Source organism: Baekduia sp. (assembly GCF_035318805.1).
GTDB lineage: Bacteria > Actinomycetota > Thermoleophilia > Solirubrobacterales > Solirubrobacteraceae > Baekduia.
This window is the reverse complement of record NZ_DATHDY010000045.1, coordinates 1-17184: the sequence shown is the minus strand read 5'-3', so window position 1 is coordinate 17184 and position 17184 is coordinate 1. Positions and strand designations below refer to the sequence as shown.

At 69.0% G+C, this 17184-nt stretch carries 20 protein-coding genes and 1 tRNA gene; 9 read left to right on the top strand and 12 right to left on the bottom strand.

The genetic code is table 11. The annotated features are described in order from the left end of the window. Positions 1 to 18: 18 nt before the first annotated feature. Entirely contained in the window at positions 19 to 942 is a 924-nt protein-coding gene (locus tag VK501_RS10525; RefSeq protein ID WP_324337366.1) for a glutathione S-transferase family protein, read from the bottom strand. A gap of 77 nt (positions 943 to 1019) precedes the next feature. Here VK501_RS10525 and VK501_RS10520 point away from each other — a divergent pair. The 3 genes from VK501_RS10520 (at position 1020) to VK501_RS10510 (ending at position 2185) form a co-directional block, all read left to right on the top strand. After that, positions 1020 to 1091, top strand: a tRNA-Val gene (locus VK501_RS10520). A 425-nt stretch (positions 1092 to 1516) separates the two neighbouring features. Then, a complete protein-coding gene (locus VK501_RS10515) occupies positions 1517 to 1669 on the top strand; it encodes a hypothetical protein (protein ID WP_324337364.1) in 153 nt (50 codons plus the stop codon). A 15-nt stretch (positions 1670 to 1684) separates the two neighbouring features. After that, positions 1685 to 2185 (top strand): hypothetical protein, encoded by a 501-nt coding sequence (locus VK501_RS10510; RefSeq protein WP_324337362.1) that lies wholly within the window; start codon positions 1685 to 1687, stop codon positions 2183 to 2185. 30 nt (positions 2186 to 2215) lie between these two features. Here the strand turns inward: VK501_RS10510 and VK501_RS10505 are convergent, their stop codons facing one another. The 3 genes from VK501_RS10505 to VK501_RS10495 form a co-directional block, all read right to left on the bottom strand. After that, entirely contained in the window at positions 2216 to 3133 is a 918-nt protein-coding gene (locus VK501_RS10505; protein WP_324337361.1) for a hypothetical protein, read from the bottom strand. Between the two features lie 283 nt (positions 3134 to 3416). Further along, positions 3417 to 4508 (bottom strand): HigA family addiction module antitoxin, encoded by a 1092-nt coding sequence (locus tag VK501_RS10500; RefSeq protein WP_324337360.1) that lies wholly within the window; start codon positions 4506 to 4508, stop codon positions 3417 to 3419. 22 nt (positions 4509 to 4530) lie between these two features. Further along, the gene (locus VK501_RS10495) at positions 4531 to 4836 is read right to left on the bottom strand and encodes a hypothetical protein (protein WP_324337358.1); all 306 of its coding nucleotides are present in this window, start codon (positions 4834 to 4836) and stop codon (positions 4531 to 4533) included. A 131-nt stretch (positions 4837 to 4967) separates the two neighbouring features. Here VK501_RS10495 and VK501_RS10490 point away from each other — a divergent pair, with 131 nt between their 5' ends. From VK501_RS10490 to mobF, 5 genes are all read left to right on the top strand, one after another. Further along, a complete protein-coding gene (locus VK501_RS10490) occupies positions 4968 to 5261 on the top strand; it encodes a multiubiquitin domain-containing protein (RefSeq protein ID WP_324337356.1) in 294 nt (97 codons plus the stop codon). Positions 5262 to 5269: 8 nt separating this feature from the next. After that, entirely contained in the window at positions 5270 to 5683 is a 414-nt protein-coding gene (locus tag VK501_RS10485; protein WP_324337354.1) for a hypothetical protein, read from the top strand. Then, on the top strand, positions 5680 to 7161 hold the full coding sequence (locus VK501_RS10480; protein WP_324337351.1) for a ThiF family adenylyltransferase: 1482 nt from the start codon (positions 5680 to 5682) through the stop codon (positions 7159 to 7161). Before VK501_RS10485 ends, VK501_RS10480 begins: the two co-directional genes overlap by 4 nt. A 343-nt stretch (positions 7162 to 7504) precedes the next feature. Next, the gene (locus VK501_RS10475; protein WP_324337350.1) at positions 7505 to 7678 is read left to right on the top strand and encodes a hypothetical protein; all 174 of its coding nucleotides are present in this window, start codon (positions 7505 to 7507) and stop codon (positions 7676 to 7678) included. Between the two features lie 105 nt (positions 7679 to 7783). Next, positions 7784 to 10696, top strand: a complete 2913-nt coding sequence (gene mobF / locus VK501_RS10470) for a MobF family relaxase (RefSeq protein ID WP_324337348.1) — start codon at positions 7784 to 7786, stop codon at positions 10694 to 10696. A 162-nt stretch (positions 10697 to 10858) separates the two neighbouring features. On the opposite strand, the gene VK501_RS10465 is transcribed toward mobF, so the two are convergent. From VK501_RS10465 to VK501_RS10440, 6 genes are all read right to left on the bottom strand, one after another. Continuing rightward, a complete protein-coding gene (locus VK501_RS10465) occupies positions 10859 to 11248 on the bottom strand; it encodes a hypothetical protein (RefSeq protein ID WP_324337345.1) in 390 nt (129 codons plus the stop codon). After that, a complete protein-coding gene (locus VK501_RS10460) occupies positions 11245 to 11634 on the bottom strand; it encodes a hypothetical protein (RefSeq protein WP_324337344.1) in 390 nt (129 codons plus the stop codon). The genes VK501_RS10465 and VK501_RS10460 overlap by 4 nt, the downstream gene beginning before the upstream one ends. Before the next feature lie 145 nt (positions 11635 to 11779). Continuing rightward, positions 11780 to 12661: a nucleotidyl transferase AbiEii/AbiGii toxin family protein gene (locus VK501_RS10455; protein WP_324337342.1), complete on the bottom strand. Its 882-nt coding sequence runs from the start codon at positions 12659 to 12661 to the stop codon at positions 11780 to 11782. Beyond that, positions 12658 to 13260, bottom strand: a complete 603-nt coding sequence (locus VK501_RS10450) for a type IV toxin-antitoxin system AbiEi family antitoxin domain-containing protein (RefSeq protein ID WP_324337340.1) — start codon at positions 13258 to 13260, stop codon at positions 12658 to 12660. The genes VK501_RS10455 and VK501_RS10450 overlap by 4 nt, the downstream gene beginning before the upstream one ends. Positions 13261 to 13319: 59 nt before the next feature. Then, positions 13320 to 14480, bottom strand: a complete 1161-nt coding sequence (locus VK501_RS10445; protein WP_324337337.1) for a tyrosine-type recombinase/integrase — start codon at positions 14478 to 14480, stop codon at positions 13320 to 13322. A gap of 204 nt (positions 14481 to 14684) precedes the next feature. Then, positions 14685 to 15065, bottom strand: a complete 381-nt coding sequence (locus tag VK501_RS10440; RefSeq protein WP_324337335.1) for a hypothetical protein — start codon at positions 15063 to 15065, stop codon at positions 14685 to 14687. Positions 15066 to 15453: 388 nt separating this feature from the next. Here VK501_RS10440 and VK501_RS10435 point away from each other — a divergent pair, with 388 nt between their 5' ends. Further along, complete coding sequence (locus VK501_RS10435) at positions 15454 to 16461, top strand: site-specific integrase (protein WP_324337333.1); 1008 nt, start codon at positions 15454 to 15456, stop codon at positions 16459 to 16461. Here the strand turns inward: VK501_RS10435 and VK501_RS10430 are convergent. Together VK501_RS10430 and VK501_RS10425 are read right to left on the bottom strand one after the other, a co-directional pair. Next, positions 16458 to 16727 carry a hypothetical protein gene (locus tag VK501_RS10430; RefSeq protein ID WP_324337331.1) on the bottom strand — a complete coding sequence of 90 codons (270 nt, stop codon included), beginning with the start codon at positions 16725 to 16727 and terminating at the stop codon, positions 16458 to 16460. The two genes, VK501_RS10435 and VK501_RS10430, sit on opposite strands and share 4 nt — an antisense overlap. Positions 16728 to 16920: 193 nt before the next feature. Beyond that, a partial coding sequence (locus tag VK501_RS10425) for a dihydrofolate reductase family protein (RefSeq protein ID WP_324337329.1) occupies positions 16921 to 17184 on the bottom strand: 264 nt, incomplete at its 5' end.

The following is a 17184-nucleotide window of genomic DNA, read 5'->3' as shown; positions in this document are numbered from 1 at the left end:
AGGAGCGACGACGCGGATCTACAGCGTCGAGCCCTGCTCGACCGACTCGCGATCGTGCGGCGCCCACAGGTCGAGCTCCGGGCCCTTGGGCACGATCCGCGTCGGGTTGAGCTGCGGATGCGTCATGTAGTAGTGGCGCTTGATGTGGTCGAAGTCGACCGTATCGGCGATGCCGGGGCGCTGGTAGAGGTCGCGCAGGTAGCCCGAGAGATGGGCGTAGTCGACGATGCGGCGCAGGTTGCACTTGAAGTGGCCGACGTAGACCGAGTCGAACCGCACGAGCGTGACGAACAGGCGCCAGTCCGCCTCGGTGATCTGGTCGCCGAGCAGATAGCGGCGCGTCGCCAGGCGGTCGTCGAGCCAGCCCAGGGTGGCGAACAGCTCGTCGAAGGCCTCCTCGTAGGCGGCCTGCGTCGTCGCGAAGCCGGCGCGGTAGACGCCGTTGTTGACCGAGTGGTAGACGCGCTCGTTGACCTCGTCGATCGCCGTGCGCAGATCCTCGGCGTAGAGGTCCGGGCCCTGATCGCTCCACGCGTTGAGCATCCGGACGATGTCGGCGCTCTCGTTGTTGACGATCCGCCGCTGCACCGTGTCGTACAGGACCGGCACGGTGACGCGATCGCCGTACGCCGGGTCGGTCGCTAGGTAGGCCTCTGCCAGGAAGGCGTAGCCGTTGACGGGGTCCGGCTCCTCGGCGGTGAAGCGCCAGCCGCGCTCGTCGCGCAGGGGGTCCACGACGGTCATCGGCAGCACGTCCTCGAGCCCCTTGATCTGGCGCACGATCACCGTCCGCGACGCCCACGGGCACGCCAGCGACACGTACAGGTGGTAGCGCCCCGGCTCGGGCCGCTTGGTGACCTGCTCCCGGAAGCGGCTCTCCTGGCGGACGAACCGACCTCCGGTGTCGCTCCCCTTGGAGAACTGCGGCGTGGTGCTCGACATCGCTCCAGCGTAGGGGACGCCCGCCGACCGGCGGGACTCCCACGACCCCCCGCGGCCGTTACCATCCCCCGCTACGAGGGCGCGTAGCTCAGTGGGAGAGCGCTCGCTTCACACGCGAGAGGTCGCAGGTTCGAAACCCGCCGCGCCCATGTTGGAAGGCCCTGCTCTGCGGGGCCTTCTGCGTCGGGGCGTCCAAGCTCGCGGAGGCGAAACCCCTGCTTTGGCCGAAACGTTGGCCGAAACTCGGGTCATGGGCGCAGAGTACATCCAGGCGTCGCCGTCATCGATCGCCGCCCTGCGCGATGTTCGCTCATGGCTTGCCTCGGGGTTCGCTCGACTGACGTCGACGGCTGCCTCGAACTCAAGACCCCGCAACCCCTTCATCACCATGGAAGCCGAGGACGGTCACCGGGTCTCCGGGAAAGCCGATGGACGCTGGTCATCGCGGACCTGATGGTGCGACGCGGAGCGGAGGATCGGACCCCCTGCGGACGCACCAATTGGAGGTCTTGAGAGGCTGAAAGCGGATGGGCAGCCCCCCAGGTCCGTCGGGCCCGGCGCCTAGCGTGCGTGCGTGCTCGCCGAACTTCATGTGTGCATCACCACCAGCGACCAGTGCTCGCAGAGCAGTTCGCTCTGGAGCACCCTCATCCCGGTTGCCGTCGGCGCCGTCCTCGGATACGGAGGCACGCTCCTCGGTGGCATCAACCAGCAGCGGTGGCAATGAGAACGCGACGAGTACGTGCGCCAAAGCCTCGTCGTCCAGCCCCTAGACGTCGCGCTCGTCGAGGCTCAGGTGTTCGTTCAGGCCGACGCGCCGCCCGACGGGTCGCGGTGGGCGGCGGCTCATCGTGAATGGGAGCACGGTTGGGTCCGGCTCACTCCGCACCTTGACGACGACGAGCTTGAGGAGCGTTACAAGGCGGTCGGCACGATCTTGTTGGAGTTGATGGACCGAGAGCACGACGACGACCTCAAGATCGGGCCCATGCGGAAGGTGGCGATGCGAGCAATCGGCAATGCCCGGATTGCGCTGGCCGCCTGGCTGCGTGGGGATGAGCTCCCGCCGCGGTCGTTCCCGACGCCGAAAGAGACCATCGAGCTCCTCGGACAGGGCGATCCGACACCGCTGGCAACCGGCAGCCCTCTGCGGAGGTGGCTGGACGAGCACCCTCAACCCGCATGGCGGTCGCAGCGTCGTGCGCCGCGGTGGCGCCGGCTGATGCCGAGCCGAGCCCGCTAACCGCGGCGCGCGGCCGGCGCCAGGGAGTGCCTAGAGCATGCGGGCCGTCGCGTCGCCGACTCTCCACCGCTGGTGATCGAGATGGTCCTTGCCGTGGCGGTGCAGCGGCACCTCCGCCTTCCAGTGGAACCCGCTGTCGTCTTCGTATTCCAGCACTACGATCAATTGCTCGTTCGCGACCCCGGTCAGGACCGCGTGGTCGAAGACCAGGCCGAGGTCGATCCCCGGAGGCACATCGGCCGGCAGCTCGGGTGACGAGCTGCCGCTCGGGTAGATCGAGCGGATTCCGCCGGGCACTGCTCCCCCGCCTTCGCGGTGGAGGCGAACGTGGCTGACGGACGCTGCGGACTCGCCGGTGTTCTTCAGGCGGCCTTCCATGCGGTGGGGTTCCGCAAAGGAAAAAAACGGCGCGGCAGTGCTCTGCTCGAGCCTCGGCGCGCGCTGCCGTGCTCGGACCTCGGCGCTCTGCCTGACCCGTGCCTCTAGAGCAGCGCCCTGAGCGGTAGCGGCCGCGATCAGCCCCTCTTCCCGCTGTGCGACGCGACGGGCCTCCTCAGCACTCCGGCTCAGCAGCCGCTCTTCCAGCTCGCGGATCTCGTGCGGATCGGCCTGCTCGGTCTGTCCTTCCCGCCGGACGTAGACCAAGCCCACCTTGGCGGACTCGTACGTCTTCATGAGGCAGCAGATACGGTCGCCAGGCTGAGGCGGCGCGATTTCAACGACAAGAACTTCGACACCGTCCACGCTCACGTAGGTCGGCGCCCACGAAGGTCGCCCGCCGGCGACGTAAGGCCGGACGATGTCGGACAGCTTCGCCGGATCGATCACCTCGACGCCGTGCAGGTGTCCGGGCTCAACACCGACCAACATGTACGAGTAGCCGCCGAAGGCGCGGCTGGCGTCGACGAGCGAGCGGTTACCGAAGCCAAGGATCTGCTTCGCGAGCACGAACCGGTGCTCGGGTGCGGATAGATCTAGTGTCCGCTTCCACTCCAGCGCCCGGGTCTCGTGGAGGTCGCCAGCGTAGACACGGCGGACGAGTTCTACCAGCGCAGATTCTCCAAGGCAGCGAGTGTTCAAGTACTCGGACAAGTGCTCTAGTTGGTGTCGAGGCCGTGGTCGAGCGACTCGACTGGCAAGTCGACGATGCCTCGATGCCGCCACACGTCGGGATACGTCGCGCCGACGCATGGCCGATTGCCGGCCGGGCGAGCGCCATTTGAGTGAGGACTCACGCCGCGTGCTTCAGGCGAGCTCGGTATTGATTGCCGAGCCGGCTGTTCCAGGGCAGGAGGCCGTCGTGCATAAGCCGTCCGACTACGATCGCCGGCGACACCCCGATCGTTTTCGCGAAGGCCGGCACGTCGGTGGCCGCCAGTGACTTGAGCCGACGGTCGAAGGTGGGCGGGATCAACGTTCGCGACGCGAAGCGATCGGCCTCGTCTTCGAGTTGTCGCTCTTGCGGGTCGTCGCTTCGATCCTTCGGCGGGACCTCGACGAAGATGCCCTTCTTGCGGTGCAGCACGACGTGTCCCGCCTCGTGGAAGAAGCTGAACCAGAAGATGTCGATCCACGCGTGGCGGAGGCTGAGCTGGATGAGCGCCTTCTCCGGTGACAGCCATCTGGTGGCACCGTTCGCCTTGACGCCTTTGTAGGCCTCGACGACGACGACGGCGACACCGGCGGCGGCGCACCGCTCCTGCAGTGCCGGGAACCAGTCGGCCGGATCCTCGTCGCAGGTGAGCGCGCGGACGGCCTGCAGCGCTTCGATGAAGCGCTCCTCGTCGTAGGGCTGACAGTCGATCTCGGCTGCGGCGAGCTCTCCCTCTCGCAACCAGGCCGACAACGCGTACTCGTCGCTCTCGAACTTCTGCGACTTGCGGTAGGCCACCTGCTGCTGTCGCCACTGGTCGGGCGCCGCGACGCCGAGGAAGGTGACCAAGCTCTCCACGAGCTCGGCGCCATCGAGGCCTCTGGCCAAGCGGCCTCGCTTCCGCATCTCGGCGAGCGGGAACCTCTTCGCCCACTCGACGGCGCCGGCGAACTGCTCGCGTTGAGAGATGCGGGCCTTGTCAGCCTGGTAGTGCGCCTCGCGCGTCATCCAGAACGCGGCGGTGACACCGAAGACCTTCTCGAGTCCGAGCGCCATCTCGGGCGAGAGCGACGCCGCGCCCTTCACCACACGGTTGACGTGCTTGAGGGTCACCCCGAGGCGCTCCGCGAGCTCCGTCTGGGTCATCGACCGCTCCTCAAGCAGCTCCTGAAGGGTGTCTCCGGGTGGGCTCGCCCAGTCCGGGGCGAAGGGCGTTGGCGTAACGGTCATGTAGTCACCTTGTCGTCGTCGGTCACCCTTGCTCCTCGATGTCGATCAGCACGATCGAGCGCACCGCGGCCCACACGACACCGTCGTCGGACGCCGTGCAGCGGAACGTCAAGCGCTTGCCTTTGCCGAGCTCGAGCGCGTAGCGCCCGCCCGGCAGTTCGCAGCACCGGCCCGGCAGCGATCGGAACTCCTCCAGCGACTCCGCCGCCAGCAGCGACTTGATGTGGGCCCGCAGCCGGCGCTCGCCCCGCGCGCCGAGCGCACGCCGAAGCTCCTGGGCCGAGGCACAGAGGCGATGAAGGCGGCGGTTCTCGAAGGCGACGTCCACGGGCGGCTGCGAAGGGGTTTACCGGGCAGGTTAGACGTTTTACCGGACGGGTAGAACTCATGTACCTCTTCGGTACATATTTCTGCTAGAGTTCTCCTCGGCCCCTCTCCTCCCCACAACTGGAGATCCCCATGACGAACGTCAACACCACCCAGGACACCCCGACTGACCACGGCGGCCACGGCCCGAAGCCGAAGCCGACGACGATTCACGTCAACGAGCAGCCCGTCCACATGCCGGACGACCACGCGATGGGCCTCGCGATCAAGCAGCAGGCCATCGACGCCGGCGTGAAGATCGAGATCGACTTCGTGCTCGTCGAGGAGCTCAAGGACGGCCGCACCAAGAACATCGGGAACGACGACGAGATCAAGCTCAAGGACTCGAGCCGCTTCCTGGCCAACGACGGCGACGACAACTCCTAGGTCGCGTCATGACCCCCGATGTCGAGAAGGCGCTCGCGGCGGTGCGCCGCGCGTTCGACGGCCATGCCGTCGAGACCATGGAGACCGGCGACGGCGGCGTGCACGTGATCGTCGAGGATCTGGACCTCGGCCCAGCGTTCACCCCTGAGCGCAGTTGGATCGGCTTCACGATCCCGTTCAACCACCCCCTCGGCGACGTCTACCCGCACTTCGTGCGGCCCGACCTGGCTCGCGCGGACGGCACGCCTTTGATGTCGCCGTTGAACGCCGGCCAGGTGATGCCGGGCTTCGAGCGGCCGGCGACGATGCTGTCCCGACGCTCCAACCACTGGAACCCCAGCCGCGACACCGCCGCGCTCAAGCTGATGCGGATCGTCGGCTGGTTCGCCGACGAGGCCCAGCCCGTCGGGAGCGCAGCATGAGCCGCCGGCCGGGCTTCCTGCCGGCCGGTACCGGGGATGACGCCCTGCAGCTCGTCATCCCCGCCGACCTGGCCAACCAGCTCGACGCCCATCTCTTCCCTGGCGACGGCGACGAGCACGGCGCCGTGATCAGCGCCGGAATCGTCCGCACCTCGCGCGGGGTGCGGCTCCTCGCTCGCGAGGCCTTCCTCGCCGTCGACGGCGTCGACTTCGTTCCCGGCAGCCGCGCCTACCGCCGGCTGACGCCGGAGTTCGTCAACCAGCACATCCGCCACTGCCGCGACGAGCGGATGGTCTACCTCGCGGTCCACAACCACGGCGGCCGAGGCGCGGTCGAGTTCTCCGAGCCCGACCGCCGCTCGCACGAGCGCGGGTACCCGGCCCTGCTGGACATCGCCAAGGGCATGCCGGTCGGCGCACTGGTCCTCGCCAACGACGCGCTCGCCGGCGACATCTGGATGCCGCACGGCACGCGACACGCCATCGGCGAGACGGTCATCCTGGGTCGCAACATCGAGCGCATCTACGCCCGGCCCGGAGCTGCGCCGCCAGACCGCGCCGAGATCGACGACCGCCAGGCCCGCATCTACGGCAACGCCGGGCAGGCGACCCTCATGCGCCTGAAGGTCGGCGTCATCGGCGCCGGCGGCGTCGGCCTGCCGATCGTCGCGGCGCTGGCGCGGCTCGGCGTCGGCCACCTTGTCGTCGTCGACCCCGAGCGCGTCGACATCACCAACCTGCCGCGGCTGCCGGAGAGCACGCGCCGCGACGCCATGACGTGGCTCACCGCCGCCGGCCGACCTGCCGCCCTTCAGCGGTTGGGCCGACGCCTCGCCACCCCGAAGGTCCGGCTCTCCAAGCGCGTCGCTCGCCGCGCGCGGCGCGGCATCGTCGTCGACTCGCTCCGCGGTGACATCGCCGACGCCGAGATCGCGCAGCAGCTCGTCGACTGCGATTACCTGTTCCTCGCCGCCGACAGCCACACCGCTCGCTCGGTCTTCAACGCCCTCGTGCACCAGTACCTGATCCCAGGCGTCCAGGTCGGCAGCCACGTCGCGGTCGGCGGCGACGGCGAGATCGGCAAGATCGCCTCGATCGTGCGACCGGTCACCCCCGACCACGGCTGCCTCTGGTGCAACGAGCTGATCCAGCCCAGCAAGCTGACCGACGAGTCGCTGCCCGACACCGTCCGGCGCGCCCAGCGCTACCTCCCGATGGACGACGCGCCCGCGCCGAGCGTCATCACCCTCAACGCCCGCGGCGTCGCCGACGCCACCGACCACTTCATGTTGACTGTCACCGGACTGCTCCAGCCATCCGATGTGGACGGCGACTACCGCCGGTACGAGACCCGCACCGGAAAGCTCACCACGAGCATCCCCCGCAGATCCGCCGACTGCCGCGAGTGCAGCATCGAGACCTCGTCGATCCGGGCTCGCGGAGACGAGGCGCGACTCCCAGTCCGTCAAGCACCATAAGAACGGCCAGCGACCACCCCGCCGCGTGTGCCAGCCGAGCACCTGCGTCGCACTTCGCACGTCACCAAGCGGCTGACGAGACGCTCGCCCCGTTCGCCACCGGCGCGGGCGACTGACTGGACCCTGCAGGCGCGCGTAGCCGACCTGGCTCGTCCCGTCCGGCGTGCCGGCGTAGGCCAGCTTGGTGGTGGAGTACTCGCTCACGTACAACTCGATGCGGTTCGCGGCCTGCGCCGCCGGCATGTCGGCGACGTGAGCGCGGATGACCGCGGTCACCTTCCTCTGCCGAGCGGTGGCTGCAGCTCATGCGCCACCAGGCCGACCGCTGCCCCACCCTCTTCGCGTGGCTGCACGCTCTGGCGACCATGACCACCCACCGCCAACGCATCTCCTGCTGCACCTCGGCGGCCTCACCAACAACGAGATCACCGCCCACCTCGACCTCACCCACACCAACATCAACCGCCACGTCACACGGTCCCGACGCCACCTGCGCCCCGTCCGCGACGACCACTGAACAGCACCCTCACGGCTCTGGTGGCCCCCACCACCAGGACCGGCACACACCTGCATCCTCCGGATGCGTCCGAGGGGAGATGGCAGGTCTCATCGACTAAGAGACGTGCTCTCCATCGGCAAGGTCGGCGGCGGACAAGGCGACCCGCGCTACTACATCGACACCGTCGCTCAAGGCAAAGACGACTACTACACCGATCGCGGCGAAGCCCAAGGCCAATGGGAAGGCCACGGCGCCGAGGGGCGGGGATTGACCGGTGGTGTTGAGGACGAGCAATTCCTTAACCTGCTCACCCGGCCCAGCACGATCGCCAACAAGCCCAAGACCGTCCTGGCCTACGACCTGACCTTCTCGGCCCCCAAGTCGGTCTCAGTCATCTACGGCATTGGCGACCGCACCATCTCGCCGGCGGCTCGCCAAGCCCACGATGACGCGGTCCGCGAAGCGCTCGGCTACCTCGAGCGTCACGCCACCTGGACCCGCCGAGGCAAGAACGGCAACCGCGTCGTCCGCGGCGATGGCCTCACCGTCGCCGCGTTCCGCCACCGCACCTCCCGTGCGGGCGACCCGCAGCTACACACCCACGCCGTGGTCGCCAACACCACCACCGCCGAGGGCCGTGACACCGCGCTGGACGGCCGGGCGCTCTACGCCCATCAGCGCACCGTGGGCTTCCTCTACCAAGCTGCCCTGCGCCACCACCTCACCCAGAACCTCGGCGTCGAATGGGAGCCCGTCCACAATGGCGTCGCTGAGATCAGCGGCATCGACGACGAGGTCCTCAAGCACTTCTCGCGCCGCAGCCAGGAGATCCGCGAACGCCTCGCCCAAGTTGGCGGCCGGTCCGCCCACGCCGCCGAGATCGCTGCGTTGGAAACGCGCAAGGTCAAGGACTACAACGTGCCCGCCGGACGCCTTCGAGAAGAGTGGCGAGCCCGTGCCGCAGAGTTCGGCCTCGACCATCACGTCCTCTCGCTCGTGCTCGATCGGCGCGCTCCCGGCCGTCCTGTCCAGCCAGATGTGGCGGCAACGGCCGGGGAGATCGCCGCACCCGGCGGCATCACCGAGCAGTCCTCCACCTTCGACCGCCGCGACGTCCTGCGCGACTGGGCCGAGGCACACCGCGCAGGCGCAACCGTAGAACGGCTCGAAGCGCTCGCAGACCGCTGGCTCGCCTCCAATCACGCCATCCAGCTCGAACCCGCGAACCGGCGTCAGCAGCTCGGCGGCGCCCGCCACTCAACGCCCGAGATGCTCGCTCTGGAAGAGCGCTTAATTTCCGACGCCGTCACCCGTCGCGGCACAGGAGTCGCCGTGCTCGACCCCGGAAAGGTGGATGAGCTGCTGCTTGCGAGGCGGGATCACTTGGCGGCCGAGCAGTCGGCGATGACACGCGCGCTGACCACCTCGGGCGACGGCGTCCAGGTCGTGCGCGCAGCAGCGGGCACCGGCAAGACCCGCGGCCTCTCGGCGGCACGCGACGGATGGCAGGCCGAGGGCATCCGCGTCTTCGGCACAGCCCTCGCCGCACGGGCGGCGGTCGAGATGGAGACGCTGGCCGGCATCGACAGCACCACCATCGCCCGGTTGCTCGTCGACATCGACCAAGGCAATGGCCTCGTGAACGGGTCGGTCCTGATCGTCGACGAAGCGGGGATGGTCGGGTCGCACACGATCGACCGGCTCGCACGCCACGCTGCTGACACGCAGTCGAAGCTCGTGCTCGTCGGCGACGACCGCCAGCTCCCGGAGAGAGACGCCGGCGGCGCGTTCCGGCGACTCGCATGTGAACTCGGAGCGGTCGAACTGCATCAAGTTCATCGTCAAGCACAGGTCTGGGATCGCGAAGCCCTCGGCCAGCTACGTCAAGGCAAGGTTGGTGCGTGGAGCGATGCCTACCGCGATCACGGACGACTCGTCGCACGGCCGACGGCAAACGAGCTGCGCGAGACGCTGGTCGATGACTGGTGGGAGGCAACCCGACGGCCGGACACCAACGACGCCGTGATGATCGCCCACCGTCGCACCGACGTCGCCGACCTCAACGCGCTCGCACGCGACCGAATGCACCGCGACGGCCGCCTCGGCGAGGACGAGCTGCTCGCTGGCTCGCGAGCGTTCGCCATCGGCGACCGCGTCATCGCCCGACGCAACGACCGCCGTGCCGACGTCGTCAACGGCATGCGCGCCAAAGTTGTAGGTGTCGATATGGATGCGCGCAGCGTTGCGGTCCGCGTCGCCGACGGCACCGAGCGCACCCTCGCCTCCGAGTACCTAGATGACGGCTGGCTCGACTACGCCTACGCCTTGACCGCACACGCCGCCCAAGGCGCGACCGTCGACCGATCCTTCGTCCTGGGCTCCGACGAGCTCTACCGCGAATGGGGCTACACCGCCCTCAGCCGCCACCGCGCCGAAGCCCGCTTCTACGTCGTCTCCCCCGGCTCCGTCGAACGTGCGCTTCCCGGCCTTGAACCCGACCACGATGCCGTCGGCGAAGACGTCGTCGCCATGCTCTCCCCCAGCCGCCGGAAGGAACTCGCGCTCGACGTCGCCGACCGTGCCGCGGGCGGTCGAGCCCAGCAGGTCCGCGACGGCGTCCAGCGGGAGATCGAAGCGGCTCGACGACGGATCGAAGCGATGCGAGCCGAGCAGGCCGAGCTGGGACGCCTGCGGCTCTCGCGCCGCGCGGCGATCGAGAAGGACATCGCGCGTCAGGAAGAAGCGGTGGAGCGGTGGTCCAGCCAGGCGGAGATGATCGCCGGCGCCCCCGGCCTGAACGTGTCAGCTCTGAGCGTCGAGCACGAAGCGCCGGCCCGGATCGGTCCTGACGATGCCCGCGTCGCTGTGCTCGACCCGGACATGCCGTATCGCCGCGGGCTGGGCGGTCGTCCAGCGTCCTTCCGCGCCCGCGAGGCGTGGACGCGCGAGACGGTAGCGCTGCTCGAGCTCGACGCACCAGCCGCGGAGCCGCTTCTTGAGCCCGCCGGTCTTGACGACGTCGGACTCGATCTCTGAGGTTCCACCCGGGACGAGTCACGCATCGGCTGCTCGAGCCGAGCCGGCACCCCGCGCGCCGTCCCGATGGGACGCCCGCGAGAGGTGCCGGCGTTGGTCGAATCAGCCCGGAAGCCCGTGCTTCTGCACGTGCTCGGAGCCCATCAGCGTCTCGCTCCAAGCCTACGCGGCGGAGATCGCATCACGAAGCTCCTCGGGCGTGGCATCGCCGTCGCATGTGAACCGCCGCAGCACCGAGACGAGCTGCTCGACGGCTTCGGCGGTCGCTCCGCGGATCGCGGGTGCAAGCAGCCAGGTCGGGCCCGACACCACGACGCGGCCCTGCTCGTTGGCCGAGGTCGCCGCGAGCTGATCCAGCATCGTCGTCACCGCCGCCAGGACGTCGTCGGGACGAGGGCGGCCGTCGCTTCCCGTGATCTGCCCCGCCGGGGTCGTCGCCGCATCGTCGGCGACCGCCGCTCGGTGACCGAGCTCCTCCTTCAGGCCGGCGACCTCGCGCTCACGCAAACGCAACGTCAGCGACGCGGGGTTGCCCGTTCCGGTGACCTTCATCGCCGGCCCTCCATCGCGTCGAGGTCGTCGGCGGTGGGCGGCTCGCCGCCGAGGCGGTCGCGCACCTCGACCAGCTCGCGAATCAGCAATAGCGCTCGTTCGTTCTGAGCGAGAGCCGACTTGGTGTGCGGCGGCGTCGCATCGCTCTGCTGCCAGGCGATCGCCAACGGGATCAGCGTCAGCGCGACGTCGGCCGTCACCCGCTCGTGGGTGAACGCGTCGACCAGATGGACGGCGCCAATAACGTCGTCGCGGCGGTCGGGCGGGAACGCCAGATCGCATGCCTCGCGCAGCTTGCGCTCCGCGGTCTGGCGCAAGATCTCGCGCAGGTAGTCGGAGACGACGACAAGGTCGCCCCGGGACGGGATAGCGTCCGGGCTGCTCATGGAGGTAGTGCTCCTTGGGCCATGCCCCCGGCCGTTAGCGCGGCGCGGGGGCGCTTTTCAGTTGCGGAGAGATGGCTCTCCTCATGGCCCTAGGGTTCGGCGGCCCGAAACTCGCCCCCAGTGACCACAGAATGTCCGACGGCGGTCAGCGCCAACTCGCGCCGTCGCAGCTCCATCGCGACAGCGCCCCGTCCTCGTCGTCCAGGAGTGGATCGACGAACGCGATCACGTCGGCGATGAGATCGGTCCAGCCTTCGGGCGGTGGCGCGAGGTAGGACATCCGCCGCACCATCGCCGCGTAGGGCTGCTGGCGATCCGGCATGTTCGCCAACGCCTCGGCCAGCGGCATGACCGCCTGCTGCCGGTGCCCCGCCACCTCGCGGATATGGCCGAGCAGCTCGATGGCCTCGAAGTCGAAGCGACGGCTGCACACCCACAGGTCGGCGAAGTCCCGGTCGCGGGTGCTCGTCTCGCGACGCTGCATGGCGGTGACGACCTTCTCCGCCAGGTTGAGCGCCAGTGGATACGCGCGCAGCAAGACGTCTGGCTGATCGATGACCGACGCCAGCTCGATCGTCGTCGACGTGCCGGGGTCCCCGAAGGAGATGTCTAGCGCGAACGGGATCCTCGCTCGACCCAGGCCGGCGACGAGCTTGCAGCGCACGCCCTGGTACTCATCGCCCTCGCGCATGACCTCGGTCCTGATGCTCGCCGGATCGATCACGATCCCGTCGTCCGGATCCGGGACCAATGAGCAGATTCCGGCGACGATCTTTCGCACCTGCTCGGCGTCGTTGGCGACGCCGTGGGTCGAGAGATCCGCGTCCTGGGTCATGCGACGCACGCCGCTGGCCGCCATCAGCATCCCGCCCTTGAGCACCATCCGTTCGGCGTAGCCCGACGCCGCCAGCCGCCGCAGGAAGGACTCGACCGCGTAGACGACCAGCAACGGCTGCGTGTTGCCCGCGTGCTCGGCGCGGGCCCTGGCCTGCAAGCTCCTGAACGCCTCGGCAGCACGATCGCTCAACTGAGCAACGCCTCTAGCGCGGGCCGCAGCTGACTACTCCCGCCGATCTCCCGCGCAATCTCGGCCAGGCGCGCAGGCTTCGCGTCGCCGCGGTCCATGTATCGACGAAGCGCATGCAGCGCGACGTCTCGCCCCACCCACCGCGACATCCGCATCGCATCGACCACCGAGCGCTCGGCCGAGTAGATCCAGAACATCTCATCAGCGTCGGTGCGTTGCTGCTCGCGCTCGACATCGAACGTCCGAGCATCAAAGACATGCACTTGGGTCGCCGGCTCGGCGATCGACGGCCGGTGAGCCCCGCGCGGAACGGCGACGTGGATCCGCTCCGGGACCTCGTCGCTGAGATCCCAGAACGCCAGCGCCGAGTTCAGGCAGATCGCCCCGCGCGGCACCCGCGCCGACACCACCGCCAACCCGGACGACATCCCCATCCCTGCGCCCGGAAGCTGCACGACCCCGCGCCCGACGGCAACCAGCTCGCCGGCCTCTCGCAGCCGATGGAGCGCGGTGCGGCTCACACCGGCGGCCACGGCCTCGGAGACACGGAACGGCTGCTCGCCGAACCGCTCCCGCAAGATCTCGACACCTGAAGCCATCGGAACAAATCCTACACATGAGCAGACTCTATGTGCAGCTTTTGTTCCAACGGCGCCGCTCATGATCCACCGCCAACGATGAGCGCGTCGAACGCCGCATGCTGCGCCTCGCGCGGCCGGCGCTTCATCACCCGCGCATAGATCTGCAGCGTCGTGCTCTCGTCGGCGTGCCCGACCTGCGCCATCACGTACGGCAGCGGGTGGCCCGACTCCAGCAGCAGCGAGATGTAGGTGCAGCGCAGCGCGTGCGGCGTGATGCCCTGCGGCAGCGGCGAGCCGCCCGCCGCCACGCGGATCTCGTCGGCCCGCGCCACGGCCTTCTTGACCACGTTGTTGCACACGCCCTTGCGGTCGCGTGCGGTGCCGGCCGCCGACGGCAGCACCGGTGAGTCCGGCGCCAGGTCGGTGATCGCGGCGCGGAAGGTCCGCAGCTCGTCGACGAGCCAGGGCGACAGCTCGACCTCGCGCACGCCGGTCGGCGTCTTGGCGTCGGTGACGTTCAGGCGGCGCTTGTCCAGGTTGACGTCGCGCCACGTCAGCGCGCACATCTCCCCGACCCGCAGGCCCGAGCCGACGAGGACCGCGACGATCGCGCGGCGCACCAGCAGCGGCGGACGGTCGTTGGTGGCACGCTCGTAGAGGTAGTGCGCCGAGCCGCGAGGGATGTTGTAGCGCTTCTCGATGTCGATGTAGGTCAGCCTCCACGCGTCGCGCATCTGCTTGACCTGCATCGCTCGCGCGCTCGGGCGCACCTTGTCGCGATCGAGCTGCTCGGCGGCCGCCAGCAGCGATTGCACCTCGTCGGCCTCCAGGAACGGCCGCCGCGGACGCGTCGCCTTCAGCCGCCGCCGTCGTCCCCGCGCCGGGTTGGCCGAGAGGAGCTCGTGATCGACCGCGACGTCAAGGATCGACGCCAGCAGCCCCAACGTCTTGTTGATGGTCTCGTTGCACAGCGGGCGGATCCGGCGACCGGACTCGTCGCGCGCCGGGGTGCCGGCCTTGATCATGTCCTTGATGTGCTCGCGCTCGGCCACCTTGTGCGCCCGGTAGGCGTCGACGAGCTTGACGTCGATCTCCGATACGCGGTACTCGGCGAAGAACGGCAGCAGATGACACGACAGCCGCCAGGCGTAATCGTCAAGCGAGGTCTCGCGCAGCTCGCCCTTGCGGCTGGCCAGGTAGGCCGTGGCGTACTCGTGGAAGGTCGGGTCCGCAGACACCCGCCGCTCCACCACCCGGGCCGGCGGCGACCAGACGCCGGCCCGGATGCGGGCCAGGACGTCCTGAAGCTCGCGCTCCGCGCGCGCCGCCGTCCCCCGTCCTCCTGCGTGCCGAGGTGCAGCCGCTGGCGCCGGTGGTTCGCCGTCACCCGCAACGAGTAGGTGATGAGCCCGTCGCGGCGCTCGCGGGCGACGATCTGACCGCTAGCTGGACGGGGCACGACGCACCTCCCCTAGACGCGGACGGACCGGCAGCAGATCCTCCGCGTCGGCCGCCCGCGATGTCCCCGCTCGGCGCCGCCGCACCGCAGGCTGCGGCTCCTGACGCGCCGGGCTCGTCCCGTCCGCGCACGCGCGCAGCCGCTCGGCGACCGTTCGCGCCTCGAAGCGGACCGGTCGCTGGCGACCCGTGCCCAACCGCACCGCCCCGAGGAGCTCGGCGTGGTCGTAGACCCAGGCGGGAACGACGCGCAGCACCGCCGCCACCTCCGCCGCGGTCAACAGGCGCTGCGTGTCGCCGGCTCCCGCCGCAGCCAGGAGCATGTCCTCCAGCGGGTCGTTCAGGCTGTCGGGTTCGAAGCGCACGGGCTCACCTCCCAGTCGACCGACACCCCGAAACACCCTCCCCCGAATCTCGCGGACGAGCCGCGGCCGGCGGGGCGATTCCGTGGCCCAAACCGCTTCCGAGCGCGGTTTTTGCCTTCTCTCAGAGCACCTCAGAGGCACAGTGAGATGCCATGAAATGCCTGCTAAACAAGCATTCTGTTGCTCATCAATTTGGGACTTCACACGCGAGAGGTCGCAGGTTCGAAACCCGCCGCGCCCATCTTTCGGAAGCCCCGCAACCGCGGGGCTTTCGTCGTTTCGGGCCTGCGCCTCGTCGGCCCAGACTGAGCCCGTTTGGAAACAATTTGGAAACGACCGGTGCCGCCCAACGGGATTCCGACCGTTCCGCGGGCAACCATCCGGCGACGTGCACGACATCCTCATCGCACTTGCTGGCGGCGCGATCGGCGCAATCCTCGCCGGGCTCGCCTTCGTCCTCCTCCGCCTCTCCGCCATCCCGGGCGACGTCGCGCGACACGACCGCCGGTGTGCCGCGTTGAATGAAGACCTGGAACGCTGGGTCGCTGACGACCACAGGAAGCTGCGCCAGGAGCTGGCCGCGAGCCGCATCTTCAAGTTCGCGCGCCGCCGGTGCAAGTGGCGAGGCGACAACCCGTTCGAGGTACTTGAGCGCGGGGAGCGGGCGAGGGTGAGCGAGGCGCCGGAGCGGCGCGTCCACACGGACGACGAGCTGGCCCAGGTTCTTGCGGCCACGACCGACCGGTGGCGGACCTTGTTCAAGGCAGCGAGCTACACGGCCGGGCGCGAATCGGAGCTTCTCGGATGGTGGTGGGAGGACCTCGACCTGGACGACTTCGACACCGCGGGAGCCGACTTCAGGTACCAGGTGAGCCGCGATGGCGAACGGGTGCGCCCCAAGACCGAGGAAAGCAAGTCCCGCGTCCCACTATCCCGGGCCGCGGTGCTGCTGCTCCGCAAGCACAAGGCCGACAGCAAGCACACCCGCCCGAAGGACTATGTGTTCTGCACCGCCGATGGTGCTCCGCTACATCAACGCAACGTCCTTCGCGCGCTGTACCGCGCCCAAGAGCGTGCCCGCAAGCCGGACGGCACGCCCACCTTCCCCGAGCTGTTCGAGCAGGACGCGCGCGGTGGGCTCGTCGTGAATACCAAGGGCCGGTACGTGCTCAACGACGTCCCGCGCAAGCACCTCAACCTGCCGCACTTCCACTCTCTACGCCACGGCGCGGCGATGGACTGCGACGACGCCGAGGAAGCCCGGGACCTACTCCGCCACAAGAACACCAACGTGACGAACCAGGTCTACCGACCCCACTTCTCGGAGCGGCGCCGAGAGGCCCTGCGAGCCAAGCTGAACGCGCGTCAGGGCGACGCGAGCACGGTACCGGGCTAGCCGTTGAACACCGCGGCATCGCGGAAGCCATCGCCGGCGTCTGTAACGTAGTACATGTCCTTGTACTCGGGGTGTTCCGCGACGTAACCCTCGCTGATCGCTTCATCGAGTGACGTCCGAACCAAGCCCTCGTCGGCCTCCCCGAGCGCGTGCGCGATCTCGTCAACAGAGGCGTGCGGGATTGCCTGATGGGCGCGACGCTTCTCGGTGCGCCTGGCTAGAGCCTCGATGAGGTCGTAGAGGGTCGGACGCTCGGCTTCAGGCATTGCGGGGACCTTAAGAGGACGAGCACCACGTCACGCGACTTGACTTACAAGTGATCGCACCGAGCGCGAGGATCGGCGTCTTCAGATGCGCGGCGGCCTGCTCGCGCGACATTCGCGTCGAGCCCGAGTAGAGCTCGCGAGAAAACCGCTCGGGTGGGCGGCCCGAAGCCCGCGCCGGTCCGACGTCGGGCACTCAGCGCCTGGTCTCGTACCTGGTCAGGACCACGCCGTTGGGAAACGTCCGGGTCTCCACCAGGGTCAGGTTCACCCAGTTGTCCAGGGCCGTGAAGAACGGCGTGCCGCCGCCCACCAGGACCGGATGGGTGACGATCGCGTACTCGTCGATCAGCCCGGCCCGCATGGCCGCCGCGGCGAGTGTGGCACCGCCGATGTCCATGGGGCCGCCGTCGTCGGCCTTGAGCCTGGTGATCTCGGTGACCGCGTCGCCGGTGACCAG

Excerpts from the sequence above, each read along its gene's own strand:
- VK501_RS10500 (WP_324337360.1), bottom strand. The coding sequence starts at position 4,508 with ATGACCGTTACGCCAACGCCCTTCGCCCCGGACTGGGCGAGCCCACCC.
- VK501_RS10460 (WP_324337344.1), bottom strand. The coding sequence starts at position 11,634 with ATGAGCAGCCCGGACGCTATCCCGTCCCGGGGCGACCTTGTCGTCGTC.
- VK501_RS10485 (WP_324337354.1), top strand. The coding sequence starts at position 5,270 with ATGACCCCCGATGTCGAGAAGGCGCTCGCGGCGGTGCGCCGCGCGTTC.
- VK501_RS10465 (WP_324337345.1), bottom strand. The coding sequence starts at position 11,248 with ATGAAGGTCACCGGAACGGGCAACCCCGCGTCGCTGACGTTGCGTTTG.
- VK501_RS10525 (WP_324337366.1), bottom strand. The coding sequence starts at position 942 with ATGTCGAGCACCACGCCGCAGTTCTCCAAGGGGAGCGACACCGGAGGT.
- VK501_RS10450 (WP_324337340.1), bottom strand. The coding sequence starts at position 13,260 with ATGGCTTCAGGTGTCGAGATCTTGCGGGAGCGGTTCGGCGAGCAGCCG.
- VK501_RS10490 (WP_324337356.1), top strand. The coding sequence starts at position 4,968 with ATGACGAACGTCAACACCACCCAGGACACCCCGACTGACCACGGCGGC.
- VK501_RS10430 (WP_324337331.1), bottom strand. The coding sequence starts at position 16,727 with ATGCCTGAAGCCGAGCGTCCGACCCTCTACGACCTCATCGAGGCTCTA.
- VK501_RS10480 (WP_324337351.1), top strand. The coding sequence starts at position 5,680 with ATGAGCCGCCGGCCGGGCTTCCTGCCGGCCGGTACCGGGGATGACGCC.